This window comes from Alteromonas sp. P256, from assembly GCF_036864455.1.
Taxonomy (GTDB): domain Bacteria; phylum Pseudomonadota; class Gammaproteobacteria; order Enterobacterales; family Alteromonadaceae; genus Alteromonas.
The window spans coordinates 122180-148399 of sequence record NZ_JAZETM010000009.1 but is presented as its reverse complement, the minus strand read 5'-3'; the positions used below and the strand labels follow the sequence as shown (position 1 = coordinate 148399).

General features: G+C 45.3%; 25 protein-coding genes and 1 tRNA gene. 5 read left to right on the top strand and 21 right to left on the bottom strand.

From position 1 onward, the window contains the following. Positions 1 to 4: 4 nt before the first annotated feature. The 4 genes from V7R39_RS14010 to V7R39_RS13995 form a co-directional block, all read right to left on the bottom strand. Complete coding sequence (locus tag V7R39_RS14010) at positions 5 to 1411, bottom strand: aldehyde dehydrogenase family protein (RefSeq protein ID WP_334031436.1); 1407 nt, start codon at positions 1409 to 1411, stop codon at positions 5 to 7. A gap of 312 nt (positions 1412 to 1723) precedes the next feature. Then, positions 1724 to 3022 carry an adenylosuccinate synthase gene (locus V7R39_RS14005; RefSeq protein WP_032095424.1) on the bottom strand — a complete coding sequence of 433 codons (1299 nt, stop codon included), beginning with the start codon at positions 3020 to 3022 and terminating at the stop codon, positions 1724 to 1726. Between the two features lie 271 nt (positions 3023 to 3293). Then, positions 3294 to 3476 carry a DUF2065 domain-containing protein gene (locus V7R39_RS14000; protein WP_334031435.1) on the bottom strand — a complete coding sequence of 61 codons (183 nt, stop codon included), beginning with the start codon at positions 3474 to 3476 and terminating at the stop codon, positions 3294 to 3296. Between the two features lie 107 nt (positions 3477 to 3583). Beyond that, positions 3584 to 4747 (bottom strand): aminotransferase class V-fold PLP-dependent enzyme, encoded by a 1164-nt coding sequence (locus V7R39_RS13995; RefSeq protein ID WP_334031433.1) that lies wholly within the window; start codon positions 4745 to 4747, stop codon positions 3584 to 3586. A 246-nt stretch (positions 4748 to 4993) separates the two neighbouring features. Here V7R39_RS13995 and V7R39_RS13990 point away from each other — a divergent pair, with 246 nt between their 5' ends. Further along, positions 4994 to 5422: a hypothetical protein gene (locus V7R39_RS13990; RefSeq protein WP_334031432.1), complete on the top strand. Its 429-nt coding sequence runs from the start codon at positions 4994 to 4996 to the stop codon at positions 5420 to 5422. Between the two features lie 52 nt (positions 5423 to 5474). On the opposite strand, the gene trxA (V7R39_RS13985) is transcribed toward V7R39_RS13990, so the two are convergent. Next, on the bottom strand, positions 5475 to 6344 hold the full coding sequence (gene trxA / locus V7R39_RS13985; protein ID WP_163106963.1) for a thioredoxin: 870 nt from the start codon (positions 6342 to 6344) through the stop codon (positions 5475 to 5477). A 232-nt stretch (positions 6345 to 6576) separates the two neighbouring features. On the opposite strand from trxA (V7R39_RS13985), the gene V7R39_RS13980 reads away from it, so the two are divergent. Further along, entirely contained in the window at positions 6577 to 6906 is a 330-nt protein-coding gene (locus V7R39_RS13980) for a DUF962 domain-containing protein (RefSeq protein WP_334031431.1), read from the top strand. 196 nt (positions 6907 to 7102) lie between these two features. Further along, a complete protein-coding gene (locus V7R39_RS13975) occupies positions 7103 to 9217 on the top strand; it encodes a S9 family peptidase (RefSeq protein ID WP_334031429.1) in 2115 nt (704 codons plus the stop codon). 178 nt (positions 9218 to 9395) lie between these two features. Here V7R39_RS13975 and V7R39_RS13970 read toward each other — a convergent pair whose 3' ends face one another. From V7R39_RS13970 to trxA (V7R39_RS13930), 9 genes are all read right to left on the bottom strand, one after another. Next, positions 9396 to 10541, bottom strand: coding sequence for a PQQ-dependent sugar dehydrogenase (locus V7R39_RS13970; protein ID WP_334031428.1), 1146 nt, complete (start codon positions 10539 to 10541; stop codon positions 9396 to 9398). Between the two features lie 312 nt (positions 10542 to 10853). Then, on the bottom strand, positions 10854 to 11327 hold the full coding sequence (locus V7R39_RS13965) for a Dps family protein (RefSeq protein WP_334031426.1): 474 nt from the start codon (positions 11325 to 11327) through the stop codon (positions 10854 to 10856). 189 nt (positions 11328 to 11516) lie between these two features. Continuing rightward, the gene (locus V7R39_RS13960) at positions 11517 to 12125 is read right to left on the bottom strand and encodes a copper chaperone PCu(A)C (RefSeq protein WP_334031424.1); all 609 of its coding nucleotides are present in this window, start codon (positions 12123 to 12125) and stop codon (positions 11517 to 11519) included. 67 nt (positions 12126 to 12192) lie between these two features. After that, positions 12193 to 12268, bottom strand: a tRNA-Thr gene (locus V7R39_RS13955). A 61-nt stretch (positions 12269 to 12329) separates the two neighbouring features. Beyond that, positions 12330 to 13466, bottom strand: a complete 1137-nt coding sequence (locus tag V7R39_RS13950) for a 5-(carboxyamino)imidazole ribonucleotide synthase (protein WP_334031422.1) — start codon at positions 13464 to 13466, stop codon at positions 12330 to 12332. Continuing rightward, positions 13463 to 13957, bottom strand: coding sequence for a 5-(carboxyamino)imidazole ribonucleotide mutase (gene purE, locus V7R39_RS13945; RefSeq protein WP_334031421.1), 495 nt, complete (start codon positions 13955 to 13957; stop codon positions 13463 to 13465). Before purE ends, V7R39_RS13950 begins: the two co-directional genes overlap by 4 nt. 232 nt (positions 13958 to 14189) lie before the next feature. Beyond that, positions 14190 to 15488 (bottom strand): amidohydrolase, encoded by a 1299-nt coding sequence (locus tag V7R39_RS13940; RefSeq protein ID WP_334031419.1) that lies wholly within the window; start codon positions 15486 to 15488, stop codon positions 14190 to 14192. Between the two features lie 170 nt (positions 15489 to 15658). Then, positions 15659 to 16924, bottom strand: a complete 1266-nt coding sequence (rho, locus tag V7R39_RS13935; RefSeq protein ID WP_032095483.1) for a transcription termination factor Rho — start codon at positions 16922 to 16924, stop codon at positions 15659 to 15661. A gap of 268 nt (positions 16925 to 17192) precedes the next feature. Next, positions 17193 to 17519, bottom strand: coding sequence for a thioredoxin TrxA (trxA, locus tag V7R39_RS13930; RefSeq protein WP_163112631.1), 327 nt, complete (start codon positions 17517 to 17519; stop codon positions 17193 to 17195). A 100-nt stretch (positions 17520 to 17619) separates the two neighbouring features. Here trxA (V7R39_RS13930) and rhlB point away from each other — a divergent pair, with 100 nt between their 5' ends. Next, on the top strand, positions 17620 to 18906 hold the full coding sequence (gene rhlB, locus V7R39_RS13925; protein ID WP_334031417.1) for an ATP-dependent RNA helicase RhlB: 1287 nt from the start codon (positions 17620 to 17622) through the stop codon (positions 18904 to 18906). Positions 18907 to 18919: 13 nt separating this feature from the next. Then, the gene (locus tag V7R39_RS13920; protein ID WP_334031416.1) at positions 18920 to 20431 is read left to right on the top strand and encodes a Ppx/GppA phosphatase family protein; all 1512 of its coding nucleotides are present in this window, start codon (positions 18920 to 18922) and stop codon (positions 20429 to 20431) included. Positions 20432 to 20556: 125 nt separating this feature from the next. Here the strand turns inward: V7R39_RS13920 and hemB are convergent, their stop codons facing one another. Genes hemB through tatA form a run of 7 tightly spaced genes read right to left on the bottom strand, consistent with a single transcriptional unit; the run spans position 20557 to position 26129 of the window. Further along, positions 20557 to 21552: a porphobilinogen synthase gene (gene hemB, locus V7R39_RS13915; protein WP_334031415.1), complete on the bottom strand. Its 996-nt coding sequence runs from the start codon at positions 21550 to 21552 to the stop codon at positions 20557 to 20559. A 2-nt stretch (positions 21553 to 21554) separates the two neighbouring features. Beyond that, a complete protein-coding gene (locus V7R39_RS13910; protein ID WP_334031414.1) occupies positions 21555 to 23444 on the bottom strand; it encodes a sensor domain-containing diguanylate cyclase in 1890 nt (629 codons plus the stop codon). A gap of 9 nt (positions 23445 to 23453) precedes the next feature. Continuing rightward, positions 23454 to 24230 (bottom strand): TatD family hydrolase, encoded by a 777-nt coding sequence (locus tag V7R39_RS13905; RefSeq protein WP_334031413.1) that lies wholly within the window; start codon positions 24228 to 24230, stop codon positions 23454 to 23456. Further along, positions 24231 to 24791 carry a hypothetical protein gene (locus tag V7R39_RS13900; protein ID WP_334031411.1) on the bottom strand — a complete coding sequence of 187 codons (561 nt, stop codon included), beginning with the start codon at positions 24789 to 24791 and terminating at the stop codon, positions 24231 to 24233. It abuts the gene before it with no gap. 25 nt (positions 24792 to 24816) lie between these two features. Continuing rightward, positions 24817 to 25590 carry a twin-arginine translocase subunit TatC gene (tatC, locus tag V7R39_RS13895; RefSeq protein ID WP_334031410.1) on the bottom strand — a complete coding sequence of 258 codons (774 nt, stop codon included), beginning with the start codon at positions 25588 to 25590 and terminating at the stop codon, positions 24817 to 24819. Further along, positions 25591 to 25890, bottom strand: coding sequence for a Sec-independent protein translocase protein TatB (tatB, locus tag V7R39_RS13890; protein ID WP_032095443.1), 300 nt, complete (start codon positions 25888 to 25890; stop codon positions 25591 to 25593). Next, positions 25890 to 26129, bottom strand: a complete 240-nt coding sequence (gene tatA, locus V7R39_RS13885) for a Sec-independent protein translocase subunit TatA (protein ID WP_032095444.1) — start codon at positions 26127 to 26129, stop codon at positions 25890 to 25892. Before tatA ends, tatB begins: the two co-directional genes overlap by 1 nt. Between the last annotated feature and the right edge of the window lie 91 nt (positions 26130 to 26220).

Here is a 26220-nt window from a genome sequence, read left to right as displayed (position 1 = left end):
CCTATTATAAAAATTTCTTGAGTAGCGACAGTTTAAATTTAGAAAACGGCGCGTATCTAAAGGGGACATCTAGCGCAAATGACCGCTTCATTACTGTTTTCAAATGGCTAAAGGTATCGAACCCTGCACGACCATGATAACTGCCCATACCGCTATTACCAACACCGCCAAAGGGAAGTTCGGGATTGGTCATAAATAACATGGTGTCGTTTGTACAAACGCTACCGGAGCTAGTGGCACTAATAATTCGGTCGAGCACCTCGTCGCTGTCGCTAAAAGCATAGAGCGCAAGGGGTTTAGCACCGTCATTCACTAACGCAACACCATCGTCTAACGACGGTACCGTGACTATGGGTAAAATAGGCCCAAAGATCTCTTCTTGCATAATAGCACTATCAAGACCCGGCTCGAGTACTAAGGTGGGCACCATTGCCGGGCGCTCTTCATCAAACTCGCCGCCATAAACCACGTTCACGTTATCTAAATAACTGCGTAAACGACTTAAATGGCGTTTGTTGATAATGTTGCCGTAATCTGGCGAGGCGAGTGCCGATTTACCATATTGCTTTTTAAGCTCTTTTCTAATGGCATCGATGAGGGGCTGCTCAAAGCCCTTTTCTACAATGATGTAATCTGGGGCTACACAGGTTTGCCCTGCGTTCATCCACTTACCCCAGACAATGCGCCTAGCGGTAACCTTCAAATTTGTATTTTTATCGACAAAGCACGGACTTTTACCGCCAAGTTCAAGGGTAACCGGAGTAAGATAACGGGCCGCTGCACTCATCACAATTTTGCCAACGGCCTCACCGCCGGTGTAGAAGATATGATCCCATTTGCAAGCAAGTAACGCAGTTGCCTCTTCTTTACCACCTTCTATCACCTCTACACAAGACACATCCATGTATTGAGGGATAAGCTTTGCCACCAGCGCCGACGTTTGTTCTGCAAGCTCAGAGGGCTTTAATACGGCGCAGTTACCCGCCGCCAGTGCGGCAATATAAGGCGCTAGCAATAGCTGTAACGGATAGTTCCAGGCACCAATGATAAGCACTGTGCCCAGCGACTCAGGCTGCTGAAAGCTTTTTCCTGGCCACGCTACCATGGGAGTTGACACCTTGCGAGGCTTAACCCATTTGTCTAAATGCTTAAGGGTGTGATCGATATCGGACAATAAAAAACCTTGCTCGGCAACCATGGCCTCGGTTTCACATTTGCCCAAATCCGCTTTAAGAGCCTCTAACAACGCCTCTTGGTTGTCTTCTAACATGCGCTTTAATGCCAACAATTGATTCTTTCGCCAGTCAAGAGACTGTGTTTTTGTGGTGCGATAGCTAGCGTTTAGCTTTTTAACATTGTCGATAAAACAAATACCCGGTTCGATAGCATGAAGAGTAGGTCTAGTTGGCATATGAAGGCTCCGCTGGCGTTGTCAGCTCGAAAAAATTCGACGTTCTATACTCTATTAATAGGTATGTTCTGCTGCAACGCAACTAAATTGTTTATTAATGTTCGCTCGTTGCCGTATTTTATTAGCGCGTGATTAGCGCTTTTTGCCCTTTGCAGCGCATTTTTATGGCGCTTTTAGGGCTGCTTAGACAACTATGTCGATGTTATCTACTTTGTTTCGCGCATAAAAAAACCTAGCACAGGCTAGGTTTTTTTGATGTATCGGCTTAAGAATACAGCGGCGGCTGCATACTTAAGCTAACGTTTCGTTGCATTAGGCATCATAAGGATGACGTAGCACGATAGTCTCGTTTCTGTCTGGGCCTGTTGATACGATATCGATTGGCACACCTGTTAACGCTTCTAAGCGTTTGATGTAGTTTTTCGCTGCTTGCGGTAAGCCTTCAAACTCTGTTACACCATAGGTGTTGTCAGACCAACCCGGCATTTCTTCGTATACCGGTGTTATCTTATCGTAGCCATCAGCAGCCATAGGCGGTACGTCTTTCACATTACCGTCAGCGTCTTTGTAGCCTACACAAATTTGAAGCGACTCCAAACCGTCAAGTACATCAAGCTTGGTCAGGCAGAAGCCTGTGATAGAGTTAATCTGCACTGCGCGTTTCATGGCCACAGCGTCAAACCAACCTGTGCGACGCTTACGACCTGTCGTTGCACCGAACTCATGACCTTTAACACCTAAGTGCTGACCTACTTCACAATCTAGCTCTGTAGGGAATGGACCAGAACCAACACGGGTTGTGTAGGCTTTTACAATACCTAGCACGTAATCAAGCTTCAATGGACCAAAGCCTGCACCTGTTGCCACACCGCCTACTGTGGTGTTCGACGAGGTAACATAAGGATAGGTACCGTGGTCAATATCAAGCAGCGTACCTTGAGCGCCTTCAAACATGATTGGCAAACCGTTTTTGTCGGCTTTATCAAGTTCGTCGGTAACATCAATAACCATTGCTTTAAGAATATCGGCAACTTCCATCGCGCCTTTCAACGTTTCGTCAAAATCGACAGCTTCTTCACCGTAATATTGAGTCAGCGTAAAGTTATGCACATCTAGCACTTCTTTTAGCTTGGCGGCAAAGTCTTCAGCATTAAACAAATCACCCACGCGAAGACCGCGACGAGCCACTTTGTCTTCGTAAGCTGGACCAATGCCGCGACCGGTTGTACCGATGGCTTTAGCGCCTCGCGCCTTTTCACGAGCAACATCGAGTGCTACGTGATAAGGAAGAATCAGAGGACAAGCTTCACTAATTTTCAAACGCTCACGCACAGGAACACCACGCTCTTCTAGCATAGTGACTTCTTTCATAAGTGCGTCTGGGCTTAACACAACACCATTACCAATTATGCAGGTAACGTTGTCACGTAAGATGCCTGATGGGATTAAGTGAAGAACGGTTTTTTCACCGTCGATTACTAGAGTGTGACCTGCGTTGTGTCCGCCTTGGTAGCGAACAACATATTTTGCGCGATCAGTGAGTAGGTCTACGACCTTTCCTTTACCCTCGTCACCCCATTGAGTGCCGAGTACCACAACGTTCTTTGCCATGAATCATATGTGTTAAAAAATTAGGCGGGGATTCTACAAAATTCTACGCAAAGTATCATCTATTTTTCGAACAAAAATGCGCCACAGAACGCCCTTTGGTGTGAAGATATTTTGTCAATGCACTCATAAAGCAAGGTACAAACTCCACTAACCCTATATTTTATAAAGGGTTAACGGGTAACGTTTTTTATTCGCAAGCGGGATAAACTGAACAAACGGTCAATAGAATTAAAACCGTCTTTCTTATGCTTTTATTAAAGTGCTCATTGAGCTACGAAAAAAACAGGAGTAACAGTGTACCAAAAATAACCAACACACCACCTATTTGACGAAGTTGATTACTGGGCTGCTGGCTTATTTGCAGCAAGTAATTGCGCCATTTATTGGGAAATAGCAATGGTCCTATTCCCTCTATAATAAGCACCAGCGCCAGTGCAGGTATAAACCATGACATTTCCCTCTCCTTTCTTTAGCGAATTCAGCAAGCAGCCTTAGTTGACAAGCTATGAATAAGTTTACAAGGGTAACCGCTGAGGGAAAAGGACGCTATCAAATAGTGCGTTACACCTTGCTAAGAGCATTCAAATCTACATAGTCTGGCGTATGGTATAAGCCAAATCCAAAGCGCAATCGATTTCCTCGGTAATCGGTGAGTATATTTTGCGCTTTTAAAGCATTCGCTAACTGCTGGGTTTCATCAGCACTATCAAATTCAAAGGTTAGAAAATGCCCCCGTACGTTGTCATCTTTAACCACTAACGCCTGTCGGTTAATCTGCGTGTGGCCGTTTGCATCTAGCTGAGCTAAAAAGTGACGCTGCATGCCCATAACGTGCTCGTCAATTTTCTCGACACTGAGGTGGTGCGCTTCAAACAACTCTAGTACTGCACGCAAGCGGTACAGCGCAGTAAAGTCCATCGTGGCGCCGGCAAACCGCATGCCGTCGGTACTGTATTGGACCTCCCCCGAACGAGGCTTATCTAACGTACCAAATTCGGCAAACCACCCGGTGTACACAGGGCGCAACGCACAGCCTATAGGAATATGAGCAAAACACGCCCCCTCTCCGGCCTGCGCGTATTTGTAGCTTCCCGATAAATAAAAAACTCTGTCTTCTATATGTTTAAGGTTTGTAGGCTTTGCCATAAACCCATGATAACCGTCTACCACGATTAGCGTATCGTCATTCGTTACACTAGCAACAATACTGTCTACGTCATCTACCACGAAGCCTGAATTGAAAAACACATGACTAAAAAACACCAGATCTGGCTGATGCTCATTAATAGCAGCTTTAAAACGCGCGCTAAAAGTATCGTAAGGTTGGGTGGGCACGCTGATAAGATTAATATTGTCTTGTTCATTCATGCGGGTGACTTGCCGCTGAAAGCTATGAAATTCGCTATCTGTGGATACAATGGTCACTTCGCGAGAGTAATCTAAGCAGCTCATTATGCGATACAGTAACTCATGGGTATTAGATGCAAACACCAGCTGTTCTGGTGCGCTAGTACCGATGATTTCACTTATCTTGCTTTGTAATTCGGGAACGAGTGTTTCAAAAAAATAGCCCCACTTTGCATCAACGTAGCGGGCGCTATCATCCCAGTATTGAAGCATGGCCTCGCGAGTACAGTCTGGCCAAAAATAATGACTGTGGCACGCGTAATGTTGCTTGCCCTCATTTGCCTCGAGGAATCTGGTATAAAAATGCTGATAGGACATAATGAATTACTCTTACTTTGACAACACTTAACTTACCAAAACCTATCAGCGGTGACATGAAAACAGCAAACTAAACTCTCCCTAAGTGTAAAAAGTTTAATCCATAGTATGAATATTTATACCTATGTAAGTTTTAAAACCCAGAATATATGCTATAAAATAAGATAACAGTATAAAATATCATACGCTTCACATTAACTCTCGTTAGGCACACACTTTCAAAAACAGGGTGGTTATAAAAAAGAAATGCAGTTCCCTCCTTACGGCAATTACTCTGTGGACATTTCTGGCAATGTGTTAGAAGTGTTTGCCTTAGGCGCGTGGAATTTAAAGACCACCCAGCTATTTGTTGAAGAGATGCATTCGTTGATTAAACGCTTTGATGGTGAACCTTGGGCAGCATTGATGGACGGTAGGCGTTGGGTGCTGGCTACACCAGATTGTCAGGCGTACCTTTCAGGGGCCATTAAGACCAACATTGCTATGGGGCTGTGCCGCTCTGCCTATGTACTAGATAGTGGCATGGTTAAGAAAGCCCACCTTGAGCGAACTCACCCGTCTAAACAAAGAGATTCAGAATTTCCTCACTACGAACGGCAGTATTTTAAAAAGTATTTTGAAGCGCTTAACTGGCTAGATACGCAGGGGTATTCACCTATCTTATCCAAACTATAATTAAAAACAGCATAGCCTTAACAGCTGCGGTTAAGACTATACCTTATGCCATTTAGTAAAGCAGGCTGTATACCTTTCTGCGGTATTCAGATTTGAGCGGGTCGCCATCTGGCAGCGCGTTCATCATATCCATCATCAGTTTGCGAGCATTGCCGAAACCAAGCTCCTTCTTTAACACCGCATAGAGCAGTGCAAGCGCATCTTGCGCTTTATTGGCCTGCTGTAGCTGAACGGCCAAATCCACCTTTGCTTGTAAATCATCTGGGTTCGATTCGACTACCGACTGCAGCTGTCGTATTTCTGGAGTATCGGCCGCTTGCTCCGCCAGCTCTATTTTTCCATTTAAAGTTTGGTAGCGGGAGTCTTGATCCACTAGCTTAATTTCTGACAATAGCTGCTTAGCCACATCGATTGAACCGGTTTCTATAAAGCAGTCGATAAGCATGTACTTAGCGTTCACATTGCTTTCGTTAAGTGCCAGCGCCTCTTTTGCAGCCGGCAGTGCTGCTGCATAGTCGCCCTGCTGAATTGCTTTACCCGCAGTGGCAAGCAGTTCGTCTTCAGGATTAGGCAGGTATTTACCTAACATTTCGCGTATTTGCGGCTCGCCCTGCACACCGGCAAAACCATCTACAGGTTGACCGTTTTGCACTACCATCACGGTGGGCAGATTGCGAATTCCAAACTGAGCTGCCACCTCTTGTTGTGCTTCACAATCAACTTTCGCCAGTATCATGTGCTCACTGTATTCACCGGCAAGTTTCTCTAAAATTGGCTGTAGGTCTTTGCATGGCTCGCACCACGGAGCCCAAAAATCGATAAGCACCACTTTCTCTTGCGACGCTTCAACTATAATTTGTTGAAAGTTCTCGACGGTAATATCAACAATGGTTGCCTGAGTATTAGCAATCATATTTTCCATAACGGGTGCCTTTTGTTTAATCATTATATGCAAAGGAATATGGGGTAGTTAGACACAAAATACAAGGCTAAGCGCATATCCTATTTATAGGCAGTAATGACAGACAAAGTAGAAAAAACATTGTCGTATTTATGACATTATTTGACAAAGCACCATGTTAAATTAGTGTAAATAGTAAGAACAAGCGCTTCGCCTTAGTAAGCGATGACGTATATAAATAAGGCAGAAAATTATGAGCAATGAAATATCGTCTGATTCCCGCTTTAGCTCTTTTGCAGAGTTTTATCCGTTTTACTTAAAAGAACACAGCGACGCCACTTGCCGCACGCTACACTTTATTGGCTCATGGCTTGTTCTGGGAATTATCGCCACAGCCATATTCACTAACGTGTTAATTTACCTTTGGTTGATTCCCCTAGTGGGATATGGATTTGCTTGGGTGGGTCATTTTTTCTTTGAAAAAAATAAACCCGCTACCTTTAAATATCCCCTTTACAGCTTTATAGGCGACTGGGTAATGTTTAAAGATATTTTGGTAGGCCGGATTAGCCTCAGAAACTAGCCAAAATAATTAGCCTTAACAGTTAGCCTCAATAAGCAGTTTCTGCGCGCGCCCCAATACAAAGGCAGTGCGCTGTTTGTCACACTAAAGGGTAAGTTTGCCGCACAGGCTTTACACAATTTAAAGCAACAGGCTATGGTAAGAGAAATGATCGTTACCGAATCATTCTCTGCATTAAAAATAAAAAGGAAAACCTATGTCTGCTTACCGCTTGGTAAATCGCAAACGTAACTTCGCGTTATGTGCTGCGATGACGGCTATATGCGCTGCCCTAACGCCAGTATCTGCTGCTGATAGCGTTGGTGTTGAAAGCCCAACTGATAACGCACCCAACGTGCTAACCTACAACGACACATTCAATTTAGAGTTTGTTTCTAATCCGCAGTTCATCAATGATGACACCGTTATTTATAGCCGTCAGAGCTTAGACATTATGTCTGACAGCAGGCAAAGCAGGCTGTGGCAGGTTGATATAAGCTCAGGTAAACATCGTCCATTCATTGCGCAAGATGAAAATATTTCTCAAGCCACACTGTCTCCCGACGGTACTGTTATCGCCTATACCAAAGCCGTTGATGGACGCGCTCAGCTGCACTTGTATTACCTTGATTCAAAGCAATCTGTACGCCTTACCAACAGCGACGAAGCGCCATCTAACTTAACCTGGTCTCCTGATGGCAAGTCACTTGCCTTTAGCCTTTTTACCGAAGAAAAAAACGCCCCAATATTCACCGGCATGCCGGCAAAGCCAGAGGGAGCCAAATGGGCAGAACAAGCCACCTATATTGATACCACGCAATACCGCGGCGACGGGCGAGGCTATTTACGGGAAGGGTATAACCAAATCTATGTTCTTCCTGTTGAAGGCGGCACGCCGAGACAATTGACGGATGGAAAGTTTCCCAGCGGTGGTTCGCTTTCATTTTCAAAAGATGGTGATTGGATTTATTTTGCCACGCCTCATCGAGAAGATTATGCTCTGCATCCTTACTTTAGTGATATCTACAGAGTCAATGTCGCTACCGCTGAAAGTGAGCAAGTGACCAGCATGGAAGGACCTGAGGGCTCACCCGCCTTAAGCCCTGACGGTAAATATCTCGCGTTTACCCATGTTAACGATAGAAAATTGTCTTATCAAAACAATGACCTGCTTGTGATGAAGCTAAGTGACGGCAAAATAACCCGTCTCACCTCTTCCCTTGACCGTGCTATCGGCGACTTTACGTGGCGTAAGAATAGTCGAGGGCTTGTTTTTTCATACCTCGATAAAGGTGACAATAAACTCGCAGCAGTGAACCTTAAAGGCGACGTGAAACCATTGGACGTTGCCATAGGTGGTCAATCACTAGGTAGACCGTATACATCGGGGGCCTTCGCCATGAGCGATGAAGGTACCATTGTGTATACCAGCGCAGCTCGAAATATGCCGGGCGATCTTACTTTGTATCGCACCCGCGATGACGATAGAGCCTTAACACACCTCAACGACGATACACTGGGTCATAAGGCACTTGCAGAGGTGATTGATGTATCGGTAACTTCTAGCGTTGATGAGCGAAACATCGATGCTTGGATAGCACTACCACCCGGTTTTGATAGCAGTAAAAAATACCCATTTATCTTAGAAATTCACGGTGGTCCGCACGCTGCCTACGGCCCCCACTTCGCCATGGAAATACAGTTAATGGCGGCGCAAGGTTATGTAGTGGCTTGGTCTAACCCAAGAGGCAGTAGCTCTTATGGCGAAGATTTTGGCAACCTTATTCACCATAACTACCCATCTGAGGATTATAACGACCTTATGGACGTCGTCGATGCTGTCATCGACAAGGGTTATGTTGATACCGACAACCTATTTATTACCGGTGGCTCAGGAGGCGGTGTGCTCACGGCGTGGTCAATCGGAAAGACCGACCGCTTTGCAGCGGCCGTGGTTGCCAAGCCTGTGATTAACTGGATGAGCTTTGCTTTGACCGCCGATGCCTATCCGTTTTTCAGTCAATATTGGATGTCTGATATGCCGTGGAATATTGCCGACAAACTGTGGAAACGCAGCCCACTTTCATTAGTTGGCAACGTGACGACGCCCACTATGCTGTTAACCGGTGAGTCTGATTACCGCACGCCGATTAGTGAGTCTGAACAGTATTACCAGGCGTTAAAGCTTCAGGATATTGATGCAGCCATGGTGAGAATACCTGGCGCTTCACACGGGATAGCAAGCAAGCCATCTCGCCTTATTCAAAAGGTGGGGAATATTCTTGAGTGGTTCGAGCGCTACAAAACCACACCCGACGGTGAAGATAAATAAACTTCGCGCTTCAAATAAAAAGCCGAGCTAGCGCAAATTCGCTAGCTCGGCTTTTTGGCTTGCTTTTTTTGCTTGCTTTTTTGCCAAGCCCTGTCTTACCTGTGATGATAAGAGAGTCGACTGACCTATTGCGTCACTCGCATTGGCACTGACCTTAACACTGCCGTTGGCAGTAACACTATTTGGTCAGCTTTAGCACCTTGCCATTTGGCGCATCCGTTAACAGATAAATTGCACCTGCTTCGTCAACCTCAACATCTCTGATGCGAGCGCCGTTATCTCGTAGGTATTCGTGCTGCTCTGTGGGTTTTCCATCTACCACATCGATACGACGAAGATGAGTAAACTTCAACGACCCCACAAGAATGTCGCCCTGCCATTCTTTAAACATGTCACCGGTATAAAATACGAGTCCACTAGGAGCGATTGAAGGGTCCCAATAGAGCCAAGGTTGCTCCATGCCTTCCATGTGAGTTCTATCGCTGATGATCTCGCCACTGTAATCAATGCCATAGGTGATTTCAGGCCAGCCATAGTTAGCGCCGTTTTTGATTATGTTTATTTCATCGCCGCCTTTGGGACCATGCTCCATTGCCCAGACCGCACCGGTATCGGGATGAACCGTTACGCCCTGAACATTTCGATGACCAAAACTGAATACTTCCGGCGCATCACCGTCAGTGAAAGGGTTACTTTCAGGTACACTGCCATCGCGATTAATGCGCACTATAGTACCGAAATGATTATCCGTATTTTGTGCTTCCTTCATGTATTTGTAGCGATCGCCAAGGGTGACATACAGTGACTTTTCAGCATCAAACACCAAACGACACCCAAAGTGAAAACCATTGTCGATAACAGGCGAAGCGCTGAATATTACTTCTATATTTTCGAGCCCATTGTCTATCAGTGTCGCCTTCGCCACACTGCTGCTGCTGCCAGGCTTACCATCATCAGAGGGTTTGCTGTAGCAAAAATACACCGTATTATTTTCGCTGAAATCAGGGTCGATAGTAATATCCAGCATTCCGCCTTGATTGTTTGCAACAACCTCTGGCACGTTTTCTAGCCTGTCTGATAACTCGCCGCTTTGTGACAACCTACGAATACCACCAGAGCGTTCAGTTACTAGCATATCTTGATTAGGTAGAAACGCCATTCCCCACGGATGCTCAAGCCCCTGCGCGAGTGTCGTTACTTTCATCCCGTTATCTTTTGTGCTAATGACCTTGTCTGAGTCGTTGTGACTATTTGCCATCACGCCTTGGCTGACTGCCAAACTGATACTACAAAGGCCAAGTAACCCCGCTGTAAATTTTTTCATCTGTGCCTCAATGTTTGCTATTGCTCTTATCGATGTCGCTTTTTGAATGCCGTATTTTTTAATGCGCTATCGTAGATACATCTTTTGCTTTGTATCTACTGCTCTGCATTTAGCCTTCTATATCCAGCTTTCTATATCTAAAGAGGACGAATATAACTTAGTGAAGTGACAATTATACAAAAAAGGGTACAGCATGGCTGTACCCTTTGTTTTATTCGTCCCGAGATATCTGGAAGTGCTCTCTTTTTGCCGAGCTTTCTTTTTGCCGAGTTTTCTTTCTACCGAGCACTCGTTAACGCAACCTTTTGACGCCTACTTTGGTAGCATTGCGCGAAGCATCCAGGCCGTTTTTTCGTGAACGCGCATTCTATCGCCGATAAGCGCAGATGAAGATTCATCATCCGCTCCTTGCGCTAGTTTCAAAGACTCTCTGCACGTTTTCACTACCTGCTCGTGGCCATGGGTAAGTAAACGCACCATTTCGGTAGCCTCTGGCACACCATCAACTTCTTCGATAGCACTTAGCTCGGCAAACGCTTTATACGTTCCCGGAGCCGCCACACCTAACGTACGAATACGCTCTGCAATTTCATCAACAGCTTCTGCAAGCTCGGTGTAGTGCTCTTCAAACATCAAGTGTAGTTCGCGAAACTGCGGGCCTTCAACATTCCAGTGAAAATTATGGGTTTGAAGGTATAACGTGTACGAGTCTGCCAATAGTTTTTTTAAACCATGTGCTACTTCGCCACGATCGCTTTCTGAAATTCCAATATCAATTTTGCTCATGTTTCGCTCCTTAACATACTGTTAAAACTAGTTAGTAGTAACGTTATCTATTCAACGATAGTACATCAACTTAATGCAGATAGAACTCGCATTAAGTTGATTGCAGCCATCTATTTTATAGATGTTAGACTGTTAATTTTCAACGTAAATGACACGAGTATTGGCCTCATCATAAAAACGTCACCGTGTTTAATGTCCGTGCTTATGCATACCTTGTGTATTGGCTTTTACAGGTAGAACCGCATGCAATGGCTCTTGCCCATCAAAACGAAGCGTTAGTTGCAATTCTCCTCCCTCGCTTAAACCATTTTTTAAACCTAAAAGCATTATGTGGTAACCACCGGATGTAAACTCGACATGTTTGTGAGCACCTATGGTCACACCATCAGTTAAGTGACGCATGCGCATAACGTCGCCTTCCATTTTCGTGGTGTGAATTTGCGCTTCGTCTGCCACTTTGGCGTCAACAGTAACACCGCTTAGTTGAAGGTCGTCGTCGCCATGATTATGCAGTGTAAAATAAGCAGCTGCAGTTTTAGCCATTGGGAAGGTTGCTCGGGCATAGCCATCTTTAAGGACAATGGGCGATTGGGAGTCTTTCACGTGCCCATGTTTTTTATGATGCTCATGGCCTTGGACGTGCTCATGGCTCTTGTCGTGCTCATGGTTTTTGCCGTGCTCATTCTCATGGCTGTGCTCACCATGAGCAAAAACAGTAGCCGAAGTAAAACACGTTAGGGCTAGCAGACAGCTAAATAATTTGCCATGAAACTGGCGAACATAGGAAGATAATGACATTGAGAAGTTGCTCCGTTGTGGTTAACGGAACTATATTACGTAAGAAATGCGTAATAACAAAGATAAATGGTGCCGACTGCCGGAATCGAACTGGCGACCTACTGATTACAAGTCAGTTGCTCTACCAACTGAGCTAAGTCGGCACACTATTTAAAACCGCTGCCTAGACAGCGGATGCGTATTCTAGCGATTAAATGGTTACTGTCAACCTTTTAATCGCGTTGCCTCAGCAACTAATTTGGGGAAGTACTCAAGGGGAAGGTATTGACTAAGGGCCATTAGCTTTTCACCAAGCTGATGGTAACTATCAGTTGTCACATTGATGTGGCCCATCTTGCGCTTGTCTCTTACCGATTTACCGTACCAATGCAGATGACTGCCATCGATACTCAAAAGCTCTCGAGAGAAACTGCTGCACCCGATAATATTCACCATTGCACTGGGTCCCAACGCTGATGTATCGCCTAACGGCAGTCCGCACACCGCTCTGAGATGATTCTCGAACTGACTGGTTATGGCGCCAGATTGACTCCAGTGACCTGAGTTGTGAACCCGCGGCGCTAATTCATTCACCAATAAGGTATCGTTTACTTGAAATAGCTCCACCGCCAGTACACCCACGTAGTCCATACCGTCGGCCAGAGTAGTAAAGATATCGTGTGCCTGTTGCTGTAGCGCCTCATCGACGTTTGTTGCAGGCGCAACAGACACATGTAACTGGCCCTGATGGTGCAAGTTTTCCGCAAGTGGGTAGGTGCGAATATCACCTTTGGCATTTCTTACACCAATGAGTGAAAGCTCGCGGTCGAAGGCAACCATTTTCTCAACAACTAAAGGCACATTTTCTAAATCTAGGCCCTGAAGAGACTGCTTTAACTCTGGTAATTCAGCGTCGTCTGACAAACGCCATTGGCCATAACCATCGTAGCCATCGCGACTGGCTTTTAAAATTAACTTACTGCCAAGCGCATCAACACATTCATCTAATTGGTCTAAGTGCGTAACAATTTTGTGCTCGCAATTTGCCACACCCATAGTCTGCAACAAGTGCTTTTCACGAACACGATCTGCACCCACCAAAATACTTTGAATATTGGGCATTAACTTATTGGTTTGCGCGGCAACTTCAAGCAGGCGCTCAGGAACGTGCTCAAATTCAACGGTTAGCGCATCAGCACCGTCTAACGCTTCATCAAGAGGGATATCTAGAGGGCTTTTACTTACCGGATGAACAACCGTGTCGTTGTTTACGTCAACGGCCTGTACATCAATACCTAACGGGCTACCCGCAAGATACATCATTTGTGCTAATTGACCTGCACCGTAAACGACGACTCTCATTCATCTAGCTCCAATGTGTTACTTGACGCTAGCACTGTCTCGGTTTGAGTTTTTCTAAAGGCAATAATCGCGTCTCGTACTGTCTCGTCTTGCAACGCAACAACTTGAGCGGCCAATAGCCCAGCATTGGCTGCGCCAGCTTCGCCAATGGCGAGCGTACCAACGGCAACGCCTTTAGGCATTTGCACAATTGATAACAATGAGTCTAAACCGCTAAGTGCTTTTGATTTTACCGGACACCCAAATACTGGCAAATGAGTATGCGCCGCAATCATGCCAGGCAAATGAGCAGCACCGCCGGCACCCGCAATAATGGCGCTAAAGCCTTCATCTGCAGCGTTCTCTGCGAACTCCACTAGTAAGTTTGGTGTTCTATGCGCCGACACGACTTTCGCGTCGAATTCGACGTTGAACGACTTCAGCATTTTTGCAGCCTGCTGCATGGTAGGCCAGTCTGAAGTTGAACCCATTACAATCGCGACTTTCGCCATCTAATGATCCTCGGAGTAGGTAAAATAGACAAGTTTTAAAAGCACGCGATTGTAGCGTAACTTGCGCAAAATTCCCACTTCAATTGCCTGTGGACAAGGCATCGCACTTCTGGATACAGAAAAACCAGATCGCCGCGATATTGCGTTTTAACATTGCGTTTAGCGCCAGAGGCCAGCTAAAAACCAGCTAAAAACAAAGTGAGTTTTATTATAAGCCCCTTAAGCACCATGTTTAGTTTTGCGCCATATAATCAAGTGTAAAGTTAGTCAGTAGTTTTACGCCCAATTTCATACCTTCATCGTCTACATAAAATTCTGGCGTGTGATGAGCGGGACTATCTTCTTCAGACACATCTAGGGGCTTTCCACCTACCCACACGTACAGGCCAGGCACTTGCTCTTGGAAGAAAGAGAAGTCTTCAGCACCTGTAACAGGGTTAGATAACAAGGTGTTTTCAACGCCGGCGGTGCGCTGCATTGTTGGCAACATGGCCTGCGTTAATGCGGGGTCGTTATACGTAATAGGATAAGAATAATCTAAGGGTAACGTGAGCTCTGCTTTGGCCCCCATACTTTCAGCGATGGCGTTTACCTTGCGAGGCAATGCCTCATAAATATGCTCACGGGCAGCCTTGTTCAACGTTCTAATAGTACCAACAAGCTCAACTTCATTAGGAATAATGTTAGACCTGTTACCACCGTGTATTGAGCCGATTGAAACAACAGCAGCATCGTCAATAAGCTTTAACTCTCTGCTAACAATGGTTTGTATAGACATGATCATTTGTGCGGCGGTGACGACGGGATCGACGCTTTTCCACGGGTAAGCGCCATGCGCCTGTTTACCGTGAATAACGATTTTAAACGGATCTACGGCAGCCATGGTGCCACCAGGCTTATAGCGCACTTTGCCCACATCAGTGTTTGCATTAATGTGCAAACCAAAAATCACATCCACATCAGGGTTTTTAAGTACCCCTTCCTTTACCATTACTTCGGCACCACCGGTTTCTCCCGCGGGTGCGCCCTCTTCTGCTGGCTGAAAGATGAACTTTACCTTGCCAGTAAGTTCGCTTTTTATACCGGTTAGGGTTTTAGCTGCGCCCATCAGCATGGCCATATGAGTGTCGTGACCACATGCGTGCATGACGGGCACGTCATTTCCATTGTATTCACCCATCTGTTCAGAGCGATAGGATAATTGGTTTTGCTCTTTAACAGGCAGCCCATCCATATCGGCGCGAAGCGCTACCACAGGACCTGGATTACCAGAATCGAGAATGGCCACTACGCCAGTTTTTGCAACGCCGGTTTGTACCTCTAAGCCCAGAGAGGTGAGGTAATTCGCAATGTAGTCTGCCGTTTTAAATTCGCGATTAGAAAGCTCAGGGAACTGGTGAAAGTGGTGACGCCATTTAATGACATCTGGCTCTACGTTGTTGGCCAAACTATCAACATCGACAGGTGCAGCGAATATGCTGGTAGATGCCGCAAAACTTGCGAAGGCTAACGTTGCTATCGTCCTAATCATAGTGTTTTTCCTCTGTTGTCTTTCCTTTTTTGTTTTATCCAGAATAGATCATCTTTCATAAGAACACACCACCAGCGTCAGCAGAAAAAAAGAAACGCAACTATTGAGATAAAAAACGGAGACAAAAAAAGCGCCTAGACTGGGCGCTTTTTTCAAATCATTCACTATTGCTAGCTTCTTTGTCTTCGCATTGCATCGAAGAACTCATCGTTCGTCTTCGTCATAGAGAGCTTACTAATTAAGAACTCCATTGCGTCGATTTCTGACATTTCATGAACAATTTTACGCAAGATCCACATTTTCTGTAGTTCATCTTGTTTCGTAAGTAGCTCTTCACGACGTGTGCCAGAACGATTAAAGTCGATAGCTGGGAACACACGCTTCTCCGCAATTTTGCGATTAAGGTGAAGTTCCATATTACCGGTACCTTTAAACTCTTCGTAGATAACTTCATCCATTTTAGAGCCGGTATCGATAAGTGCTGTGGCGATAATAGTTAAACTACCACCCTCTTCAACGTTACGGGCAGCACCAAAGAAACGCTTTGGCTTATGAAGTGCGTTTGCATCAACACCACCGGTAAGTACTTTACCTGATGATGGAATAACCGTGTTATAGGCACGAGCAAGACGAGTGATTGAATCGAGAAGAATAACCACGTCTTTTTTGTGCTCTACTAAGCGTTTCGCTTTCTCGATAACCATCTCTGCCACTTGTACGTGACGGCTTGCTGGCTCGTCGAACGTAGAGGCAACCACCTCACCTTGTACTAGGCGATGCATTTCAGTGACTTCTTCTGGACGTTCGTCGATAAGTAGTACCATCAATTCACATTCTGGGTGATTGGCAGCAATAGACTGTGCAATATTCTGTAGAAGCAACGTTTTACCGGCTTTGGGCGGCGCAACTATGAGTCCGCGCTGACCGCGACCAATAGGCGATGCTAAATCGAGAACACGCGCAGTAATATCTTCTGTTGAACCATTACCACGTTCCATGCGCAAACGATCTGCAGCATGCAAAGGAGTCAGGTTTTCAAACAAAATTTTGTTTCGCGAGTTTTCAGGCTTGTCGAAGTTTACTTCGCGAATTTTTAATAGCGCAAAGTAACGTTCGCTGTCTTTAGGAGGACGAATTTTTCCTGCAATGGTGTCACCAGTGCGCAAATTAAAGCGACGAATCTGGCTAGGCGAGACATAAATATCATCTGGACCTGCAAGGTAAGAAGAATCAGCTGAGCGTAAGAAGCCGAAACCGTCCTGTAAAATTTCTAAAACTCCATCTCCGAAGATATCTTCGCCACTTTTAGCGTGCGTCTTCAAGATAGAGAATATGATGTCTTGTTTTCTGGCGCGAGCCATATTCTCAAGGCCCATTTTCTCGGCCATGTTAACCAATTCGCTAATTGGTTTATTCTTTAATTCGGTTAAATTCATACTGGTGGGTCTTTGTGCTTGAGCTTCGCTTACAGGACTTTTGGTCACTCTGTTCTCGTTTAGATTTGGTATCGCCCGGATTTGGGCAGTTGCAGAATGCTGCTCGGATGAGCGCTGAGAGAAAAGTTAGCACTATATTTAACCAACGTCCAGCGATTTGGTCACTAAATGTTAATTAAATTGGGCTCACTATCCTAAAGTGTAATGCTATCTAGTGTGATGAAAAAAGCCGATGTAGGGGTTACCTACACCGGCTTTTCTGTATCAATTACAGGTTTTCGTTGAGAAATTCTGTTAACTGAGTTTTTGATAGCGCACCCACTTTTGTCGCTGCAACGTTACCATTTTTGAAAAGTAACAACGTTGGGATGCCACGGATACCGTATTTAGGCGGAGTTTCGTTATTTTCATCGACATTCAACTTGCCAACTGTTAACTTGCCATCAAACTCGATCGCAACTTCTTCTAAGATAGGTGCGATCATTTTACAGGGGCCACACCACTCGGCCCAAAAGTCAACTAGTACAGGACTGTCAGCATTGATAACATCTGCTTCGAATTTATCGTCAGATAACTGGATAATTTTGTCGCTCATTCTTTTCTCCATTGTTGGTCTGTCGCTGAGTCTTCTCAGCCTTACCATAAGTGTTATATAGAAACTGTTTTTTAATGCAAGCACTGATAAGCTATAAGCTATGCCTACTCATTTAACTGAAACTCATTTTTCTGACCTGCCGATCAACAGCAAAGTCGTTGACGCCTTGACGGCAGAGAATTTTTCGCATTGTACACCAATTCAGGCACTTGCACTGCCTCCGTTATTAGAGGGCCTCGATATTGCTGGCCAAGCTCAAACGGGCACGGGAAAAACCATTGCGTTTTTGGTCGCTACATTCCATTACCTGCTAAGCAAAGCAGAAAACTCAAGTAACAGCCAATTAGACGGTCCGCGTGCCATTATTATGGCACCTACACGAGAACTTGCTGTGCAAATTTATAACGATGCCAAATTGCTCAGTGAGCACACTGGAATATCGTTAGGGTTGATTTATGGGGGCGAAGGTTACCAAAGTCAACGTGAAACCCTAGAAGAAGGGGTGGATATAATTATTGGCACGACAGGACGCATACTGGATTACTATAAACAGGATGTATTCTCGCTGAAAAATATTCAGGTTGCCGTGCTTGATGAAGCCGATCGTATGTTCGATTTGGGCTTTATTAAAGATATCCGCTTTTTATTCCGTCGTATGCCACCTGCAAACGAAAGACTTAGCATGCTGTTTTCAGCCACGTTGAGTTATCGCGTACAGGAGCTGGCTTATGAACACATGAATAACCCTACTCATGTGCAAGTTGCCCCTGAACAAACGACTGCAAGCCGCGTAAGCCAAGAACTGTTTTATCCGTCAGATGACGATAAAATATTGCTGCTTCTCACACTCCTAGAAGAAGAGTGGCCAGAAAAGGCCATTGTGTTTGCCAACACCAAGCACAGCTGTGAGAAAGTCACAGATTGGCTAACCGCAGACGGACACCGCGTTGGTTTGTTAAGTGGCGATGTTCCGCAAAAGAAACGTCTTGGTATTTTAGAAGACTTTACCAAGGGCGCATTAGACATATTAGTTGCGACTGACGTGGCGGCTCGTGGTTTACATATTGATGCGGTAACGCATGTATTTAACTACGACTTGCCTGACGATGCCGAAGATTACGTGCACCGTATTGGCCGTACCGGTCGAGCGGGAAGAAGCGGTATTGCAATAAGTTTTGCGTGCGAAAAATACGCGCTTAACCTACCGGCAATTGAAAAGTACATTCATGCTACTATTCCGGTTACAGACTACGACAGAACCGCATTATTAGACGAGGTAACACCTCCTAAGCCACGCAGAAAGCGTGTGCCTAATAATCGAAACTCTTCTCGTAGAGGCAATAGCCGTGGGCGCGGCAAGCCCCAGCAGCGAAATACAAGTAAATAAAACACGAGACACTATGCAGGCAGAACTCCAGCACGATGCCCAGACCTACGGCGAGTATTATGCCGCCGTTGACCTAGGCTCTAATAGTTTTCACATGGTGATTGTCCATGTGGTCAATGGAAGCGTTCAAATTATTGGTAAAATTAAGCAGAAGGTGCGATTAGCAGCCGGGCTTGATGAACAATTATTGCTTGATGACACAAGCATGGAGCGCGGTTGGAAATGCCTGCAAGTTTTCTCTGAAAGATTACAAGATATTCCCCCTTCAAATATCAAGGTGGTTGCAACCGCGACACTGCGCCTTGCCACCAATGCACACGTTTTTGTGCGCAAAGCCGAAGAAATCCTTAATCATAAGCTTAATGTTATCAGCGGCGAAGAAGAGGCCAGACAGATATACCTCGGCGTAGCCTATACATCGGCCAATCAAGGCAACAGCCTTGTTATTGATATTGGTGGTGCTAGCACTGAAATCATTATTGGTAATGATATGCAGCCCATTCATTTGAAAAGTTTAGACATGGGCTGTGTCACCTTTATGGAACGCTATTTCCATGGAGGAAGCATAACCGATGACAACTTTGATAAGGCAAAAAAAGCTGCACATGCACTTATTAGTGAAGTGTCTGACGCCTTTTTATGCTTTGACTGGGAAAACTGTCTCGGTGCTTCAGGTACGCCCCAGGCGATAACTGAAATATTAGTGGCTCAAGGGATCAGCGATGCTATTCGACTCGATTACCTCTACCACTTGCAAAAGCAGTGTGTTGAATGCGGCTCTATCGACCAACTCACTATTGAAGGGTTAGAAGAAAACCGCAAAGCAATATTTCCATCGGGACTGGCTATTCTCATTAGCTTATTTGAAGCGCTTGATATCAAGTACATGAACATTTCTGGTGGCGCCCTGCGTGAGGGTCTAATCTATGGCATGTTGGACAATGTTACCGATAACGACCGCCGCCAGCAGACGCTAAACCAGGCCAAACAGCGTTACCACATCGACACGGCTCACGCAGCTACGGTAAAGCAAGTGGCGCTATCGCTGTGCTATCAACTGTGTGGTCAACAAAATATTTGTCACCTCGATACCGAGACAATTTTAGGCGCAGCCGCAGAGCTTCACGAAATTGGTCTGCATATTGAGTACAAGCGCCATCATGAACACGGTGCGTATATACTCAGTTATATTGATTTACCAGGCTTTACCCGTTTACAGCGCTCAGCAATTAGAGAGCTTGTGTCTCAGCATCGATTAAATGTTGCCAGTGATATATTTGATAATTATCACCAAGATTATCGCCCTATGCTTAAAGGGTTACTTCGGGTTTTACGCATTGCCGTGGTACTGTGTTTACGCAGACAAAACAAGCATATTCCCGATGTAAAACTGTTGTGTGAAGGTGATAAGTGGACGCTTACCTTTCCAGAAGGTTGGTTGAAGTCTCACCCTTTAATTAATGCCGAGCTAGCCAATGAGTGCTGGCTGCAGCACAAAGCCGGATGTGAGCTGGTGTGTGTGTAACCAGCCATCTTTAAGATGGGTCACCACAAATAAAAAGAGCCGCTCTCAAGCGGCTCTTTTTATTTGCACTTATGCCCATTGACGGAACATGAGTTGTCTACATTTGCAGTCTTATTGTTAAACGACTACTTTTGCAATAGCTCTGCTGCTTTGGGGGCAAAGTAAGTCAAAATGCCATCGGCACCGGCACGTTTAAATGCCAATAACGATTCCAGTACCACCTCATCTTCGTTTAACCAACCGTGGGCAAAAGCCGCTTGGTGCATGGCGTACTCGCCGCTTACCTGATAAGCAAACGTAGGCACTTTGCATTCATCTTTACAGCGACGCACAATATCTAAATATGGCATGCCTGGCTTCACCATCACCATGTCTGCACCCTCTTCGATATCTAGGGCAATTTCATGAATGGCTTCATCGGAGTTTGCAGGGTCCATTTGATAGGTTTTTTTATTGCCGCCTTTAATATTGGCAGCTGAGCCGACGGCATCTCTAAAGGGCCCGTAGTAAGACGAAGCGTACTTAGCTGAGTAGGCCATAATACACGTGTTTACATATCCGTTGCTTTCTAGCGCCTGGCGAATTTGACCTATGCGTCCATCCATCATATCTGATGGTGCCACAATATCCGCGCCAGCTTCGGCATGGGATAAAGCCTGCTTTACCAATACTTCCACCGTTTCATCGTTGACCACATACCCATCGCTATCAATGAGGCCATCTTGGCCGTGAGACGTAAATGGGTCGAGAGCAACATCAGACATTAGCATAATGTCTGGGTACGCTTTTTTTATCGCGCGAAGTGCCGTTTGCGTTAAACCATCAGGGTTAAACGCTTCTTTTGCACAGTCTGTTTTTAATGTCATTGGCGTAACGGGAAAAAGGGCAAATGTGCGAATACCCAGCGCAACCCACTTTTTCATTTCTTCCAATAAAAGGTCGAGAGAAAGACGCTCTACGCCTGGCATTGAGGGGACGGCCTCTCGTGAGTCTTGCCCAGGCAATACGAATACGGGGTAAATTAAATCATCTACGCAAAGTGCGTTCTCAGCAACGAGTCCACGCAGAGCATCTTTAGCTCGAAGTCTGCGCATTCGGCGATTTGGAAACGAAGTGGTCATAGTTAGTCCTGCAGTTGTTGAGATATTACTTTGTTTCGCCCACTCTGCTTTGCTTTATACAACAGTGAGTCGGCAAGTCTGAATAAGTGTTGAGCCTGATCTTCATCATGCATAATAGCAGTTGCTACGCCTGCACTGGCAGTAAGGTTTATTTCATCGCCCTCATAACTCAGTGGTTCAGATGCCAACGCTGTTAGCAGACTTTCGGCAATGAATTTACCGCCTTCAATATCCGTATTAGGCAATATAACAGCAAACTCTTCACCCCCGATTCGACATAAATCATCGCTAGGGCGATGAATATGTTTTTGAAAGAGGTGTGTCATATGCTTTAAACACTCGTCACCGGCATCATGACCAAACTTATCGTTAATTTGCTTGAAGTGATCAATATCGAGAATGATCAACGAGAGCGGTATTTGCTCTCTGCGACTTCGTCGCCCCTGTGCGCGCAGGCTTTTATCAAAGTGACGGCGGTTGTGAGCGCCTGTAAGCGGGTCTACTGCGTTGAGTCGCTCTAGCTCTTGGTTTACTTCAGAGAGCTCTCGCAATGTAACCTCAAGCTCTAAGGTGCGCTCTTCAACTTTGTACTCCAAATCTTCTTGATGACGTTGCTGCATGGTTAACAAGTGCTCTTTGGCCGTGTTTGCCTGCTTCTCTTGCTCTAATGCAAATTGCTTAGCGTTTATAAGCGTATCTCTGCTGTGGCTGAAATTAATCGCCAAGATTAACGCCAGAATAAGCGTTTCAACTGCACCACCAATGATGAGTAACGTATTAGACGTTAATGGCAGGTGGACTAGGTTTAGGTTGTCAAAACTTGCCGCTAATGCGCTTATCAATAAAAAGCCCCAAGCAATAGTAAAGTATCGAGCAATCACCTCGCCCTTAGTGGCCATCCATACGCCTAATAGCAATGTGAAGGAGACGATAATGCTCAAGGCCGCTAAGAAAATCTTGATCATTATTGAATATGGCAACAACACACTGGCAACGATGCTTGCCCCACATAGCCAACCAATGCCGCGCATTATTTTGTCCAAGAGAACACTGTATTTCTTTATGGGCAATAAGCTACGGGTAAACATGCTGCCAAACATAATAGTGGCACTGGCAAAAATAACGGCGGCTTTACCTTGAAACCAGGGGCTACCAGTCCAAAGATAAGTAAAACCATAACCTTGAAGTGTCGCAATGGTGAGGGCTAAGCAAAAGACGTAGCCGGAGTAGAGGAAAAATGACTTACTCCCAGTAGTGACTGTGAGGAACAAATTGCTTATTCCCATCGCAATCAATATTCCAAAGAAAACGCCTAATGCTGCATTTCGATTGGCGGTGAACTGAATGAACTCGCTTTCTTTCCAAATACGAATGGGTAACCGGATGGTTCCCGACGTTTTTACTTTAATAAAAACCTGCTGTGAGAACTGGCTAGACGGCAACGGAAAAAGTGGCTTTACGTGCTGAAACGGACGGTTTTCTGCCGTTCGTGTATCTCCAGCAGAGTAAGTAACAACGGGCACCGAACTAATATTCTCAAATATGCCTACGTCGAGTTCATCTAATAAGGCATAGTCGATATGCAGCAAATATTTGCTATCTGGGCTTTGAGTGGGCTCAATGACCATTGAAAACCACACAGTTTTGTCACTCATTCCCAAATTGACGGGCGATGTAGCGGGCATCCATTGGTTGGATGGTACTTGGTCCACATTCTCAAAATTTAGCTCGTCAGATGAGGCAAAACGATATTTTAATTGTGAGTAATGCGGGGGCTGCGACGAGTTGGGGGATATGTTTAAAAACAACGATACACACAGCACAACAGTAACGATGGCTGTTACCAGCAAACCTACATCATAACTGCGTAGCTTGTCCGTGTGAATTTGCATCAAGCGTTCTCAGCCCATAGAAAACAAAGTGCAGCTGTTAGTGAAACTGTATTCGCTTAGCTGCTCTTCAGATAGTGCTAACATCTCGCTAACCTGCTTCACAATGTGAGGCAAAAAGGCTGGCTCGTTATTCCGCTTTCTTGGTCTTAGTGTTTTTGGAAAAAGATAAGGAGCGTCAGTTTCAAAAATAAGCCTGTCTTTAGGAATATTTTTTACCGCTTCTCTTAGCGCGTCGCCCCGCTTTTCATCACATACCCACCCCGTGATCCCAATGTATAAACCGAGAGATAGATACGCATTAACTTGTTCTACCGTGCCAGTAAAACAGTGTGCAATGCCGCCTGGCAACTGAGGAATATAGTGAGTTAATAGTGTCATTTGAGGCTCAAACGCATCGCGCTCATGCAGGTACACGGGCTTTTGCAATTTTACTGCAATAGCAAGCTGAGCCTCAAACACCGCTAACTGGGTTCCTTGTGCAGAAAAGTTGCGGTTAAAGTCTAAGCCGCACTCGCCTATGGCTACACAGCCTTCACGCTGCGCTAATTGCTCAAGTTGAATTAATGATTGGTCGGTAACGTCTTTTGCGTGGTGCGGATGCACGCCTATGGTGTAACACAGAATTTCAGGGAACTTGAGATATAGCTGATAAGCAGGCTCCCATTCATCTGGATGAGTGGTAATTACACATAATTTTTCAACGCCTGCCTCGAAGGCACGTTGAATGACTTCGCTGGCATCGAAGCGCCTGTCTAGCAGATTGACACCAGCATCGAATAATGTCATTTACTTCAGTCGTTTTACTTTTAAACGTTTATTTATGCCGTCTACCCCTAGAAAGAATGCACCAAATAGCCCTTTCTTAATGGTAACGTCCTGCCCTGCTTCTAATTTTAAGTACGTGTTATCCACTTGTTGCCACTGTGAGCCGTCATTAAAAGTAATTACTTGCTTTCCACGAGCGCTTTTAGACACTTCAGCAACCGTTAGTGCAACTTCAGATACGTCATCGGCTGGAGTACGCTTTTTATCTAAGCCGAAAGACGCTTCGGGGTCTTGCTCTTCCATTTCTTGCGGCGCAGCAGCAACGGTAGGGCGAACCGCCGGTACTTTGGTGACGGCTGGCTTTGGAGTTGCTCGAGGAATAGCCGGTACATCACTTATTTGCATATCAACGTCGTCGTACTGGCTTATAGATTTTGCCATACGGTCGTAACACATAAGGCGCTTTAAGCTGTTTTCAGTGCCGCGACATTTTTCGATTGCTTTGCTAATACTTTCAGCCTGCACCGAAAATGTGCCTAACGCTGCAAGCAGTGAGATCAAAGTAATGGCTCGTGATTTCATTTTTATCCCTTTTGTTATTAATGAATTAAACGTCGTCTGAAATTTTGTTTTCTGCTTCGTCTTGCTCGGGTTCATCTGCGTCCTTGGCCTTACCAGCGTATAGCCCGCCTATGATCACGCCCACTTCAAATAGAAACCACATGGGGATTGCCAATAAAGTTTGCGAGATAATGTCCGGCGGGGTAAGCAGCATGCCGACAACAAACGCACCAACCACCACAAATGGGCGTTTAGCACGTAATGATTTGGCGTCTGTAACACCGGTCCAACACAATAGAATAATAGCGATGGGTATTTCAAAAGACACGCCAAAAGCAAAAAACAGCTTTAACACGAAGTTCAGGTAGCTTGAAATATCGGTGCTTACCGTAACGCCCTCGGGGGCCACACTCGTGAAAAAGGCAAAGGCGATGGGGAAAACCACAAAATACGCAAACGCCATACCCGCATAAAAGAGTAAGGTGCTTGATAACAACAATGGCGCCACCAAACGCTTTTCATTGCGATAAAGGCCTGGCGCCACGAAGCCCCACACTTGAAAAAGTACGTAAGGAATGGCGATAAAAAAGGATAGCACCAAGGTAAGTTTAAACGGCGCGAAAAACGGTGAGGCAACGTCAGTGGCAATCATTGTGGCATTTTCTGGCATTGCATTTAAAAGCGGCATAGCCAAAAGCTGATACAAATCTTGCGCAAACGCAGCCAAGCACAGGAAAACCACCAGCACGCTCAATAGCGCCTTTAGAATTCTGCTGCGTAATTCAATTAAATGAGATAGTAAGTTGTTAGCGTCAGACATCTACTGCTTTTTATATGGTTCTTGAACCGACTCAGCCGCTTTTTTCAACTCATCAACACTTTGTTCAAGTTCTGGTGAGAGATCTTTAAGCCCTTGCTGTTCCGCTTTCTTAAGATTTTCATGCAATTCGTGCACGCGCAATTGATGTTCAACCTCTTGCTTAAAGCCAGTTGCCATATTACGCACGCCGCGAATAGTGTTAATAGTAGACCGCATGGCACCGGGCAACCGTTCTGGACCTAACACTAGTAGAGCCAGAACGCCAATGACCAATAACTCCCAAAAGCCAATATCAAACATTAGGACTTATCTTTAACGTCGCTTTCTGTTTTTGTGGATACTGAGTCAGTCGAGCGCTGCTCTTCAACCTGCTTTTTTTGGTCAAAGTCTGCATCTTTATCATCTTCAGTGATTTCTTTTTTGAAACCTTTGATGGCACTACCTAAGTCGGTGCCAATACCTTTAAGGCGTTTTGTACCAAAAAGTAACACAACAATAACCAGTATTATCAGCAACTGCCAAATACTAATTCCACCCATAAAATTTATCTCCCCAACGTCAATGGCACCAGTATGCCACCGCGAGCCGTTCCTTTCACCTGAATATTTATCTTATCGAATAATCATTGAC

What these genes read in the sequence shown, in the direction of transcription:
- V7R39_RS13990 (WP_334031432.1), top strand. Translation starts at nt 4,994, where the DNA reads ATGCAGTTCCCTCCTTACGGCAATTACTCTGTGGACATTTCTGGCAAT.
- tatA (WP_032095444.1), bottom strand. Translation starts at nt 26,129, where the DNA reads ATGGGTGGAATTAGTATTTGGCAGTTGCTGATAATACTGGTTATTGTT.
- V7R39_RS13980 (WP_334031431.1), top strand. Translation starts at nt 6,577, where the DNA reads ATGAGCAATGAAATATCGTCTGATTCCCGCTTTAGCTCTTTTGCAGAG.
- V7R39_RS13950 (WP_334031422.1), bottom strand. Translation starts at nt 13,466, where the DNA reads ATGAGAGTCGTCGTTTACGGTGCAGGTCAATTAGCACAAATGATGTAT.
- V7R39_RS13920 (WP_334031416.1), top strand. Translation starts at nt 18,920, where the DNA reads ATGCAGGCAGAACTCCAGCACGATGCCCAGACCTACGGCGAGTATTAT.
- rhlB (WP_334031417.1), top strand. Translation starts at nt 17,620, where the DNA reads ATGCCTACTCATTTAACTGAAACTCATTTTTCTGACCTGCCGATCAAC.
- tatC (WP_334031410.1), bottom strand. Translation starts at nt 25,590, where the DNA reads ATGTCTGACGCTAACAACTTACTATCTCATTTAATTGAATTACGCAGC.
- trxA (WP_163112631.1), bottom strand. Translation starts at nt 17,519, where the DNA reads ATGAGCGACAAAATTATCCAGTTATCTGACGATAAATTCGAAGCAGAT.
- purE (WP_334031421.1), bottom strand. Translation starts at nt 13,957, where the DNA reads ATGGCGAAAGTCGCGATTGTAATGGGTTCAACTTCAGACTGGCCTACC.
- V7R39_RS13965 (WP_334031426.1), bottom strand. Translation starts at nt 11,327, where the DNA reads ATGAGCAAAATTGATATTGGAATTTCAGAAAGCGATCGTGGCGAAGTA.
- V7R39_RS13910 (WP_334031414.1), bottom strand. Translation starts at nt 23,444, where the DNA reads ATGCAAATTCACACGGACAAGCTACGCAGTTATGATGTAGGTTTGCTG.
- V7R39_RS13975 (WP_334031429.1), top strand. Translation starts at nt 7,103, where the DNA reads ATGTCTGCTTACCGCTTGGTAAATCGCAAACGTAACTTCGCGTTATGT.
- V7R39_RS14005 (WP_032095424.1), bottom strand. Translation starts at nt 3,022, where the DNA reads ATGGCAAAGAACGTTGTGGTACTCGGCACTCAATGGGGTGACGAGGGT.
- V7R39_RS13905 (WP_334031413.1), bottom strand. Translation starts at nt 24,230, where the DNA reads ATGACATTATTCGATGCTGGTGTCAATCTGCTAGACAGGCGCTTCGAT.
- V7R39_RS13960 (WP_334031424.1), bottom strand. Translation starts at nt 12,125, where the DNA reads ATGTCATTATCTTCCTATGTTCGCCAGTTTCATGGCAAATTATTTAGC.
- rho (WP_032095483.1), bottom strand. Translation starts at nt 16,924, where the DNA reads ATGAATTTAACCGAATTAAAGAATAAACCAATTAGCGAATTGGTTAAC.
- trxA (WP_163106963.1), bottom strand. Translation starts at nt 6,344, where the DNA reads ATGGAAAATATGATTGCTAATACTCAGGCAACCATTGTTGATATTACC.
- V7R39_RS13940 (WP_334031419.1), bottom strand. Translation starts at nt 15,488, where the DNA reads ATGATTAGGACGATAGCAACGTTAGCCTTCGCAAGTTTTGCGGCATCT.
- V7R39_RS13970 (WP_334031428.1), bottom strand. Translation starts at nt 10,541, where the DNA reads ATGAAAAAATTTACAGCGGGGTTACTTGGCCTTTGTAGTATCAGTTTG.
- V7R39_RS14000 (WP_334031435.1), bottom strand. Translation starts at nt 3,476, where the DNA reads ATGTCATGGTTTATACCTGCACTGGCGCTGGTGCTTATTATAGAGGGA.
- V7R39_RS13900 (WP_334031411.1), bottom strand. Translation starts at nt 24,791, where the DNA reads ATGAAATCACGAGCCATTACTTTGATCTCACTGCTTGCAGCGTTAGGC.
- hemB (WP_334031415.1), bottom strand. Translation starts at nt 21,552, where the DNA reads ATGACCACTTCGTTTCCAAATCGCCGAATGCGCAGACTTCGAGCTAAA.
- V7R39_RS13995 (WP_334031433.1), bottom strand. Translation starts at nt 4,747, where the DNA reads ATGTCCTATCAGCATTTTTATACCAGATTCCTCGAGGCAAATGAGGGC.
- tatB (WP_032095443.1), bottom strand. Translation starts at nt 25,890, where the DNA reads ATGTTTGATATTGGCTTTTGGGAGTTATTGGTCATTGGCGTTCTGGCT.
- V7R39_RS14010 (WP_334031436.1), bottom strand. Translation starts at nt 1,411, where the DNA reads ATGCCAACTAGACCTACTCTTCATGCTATCGAACCGGGTATTTGTTTT.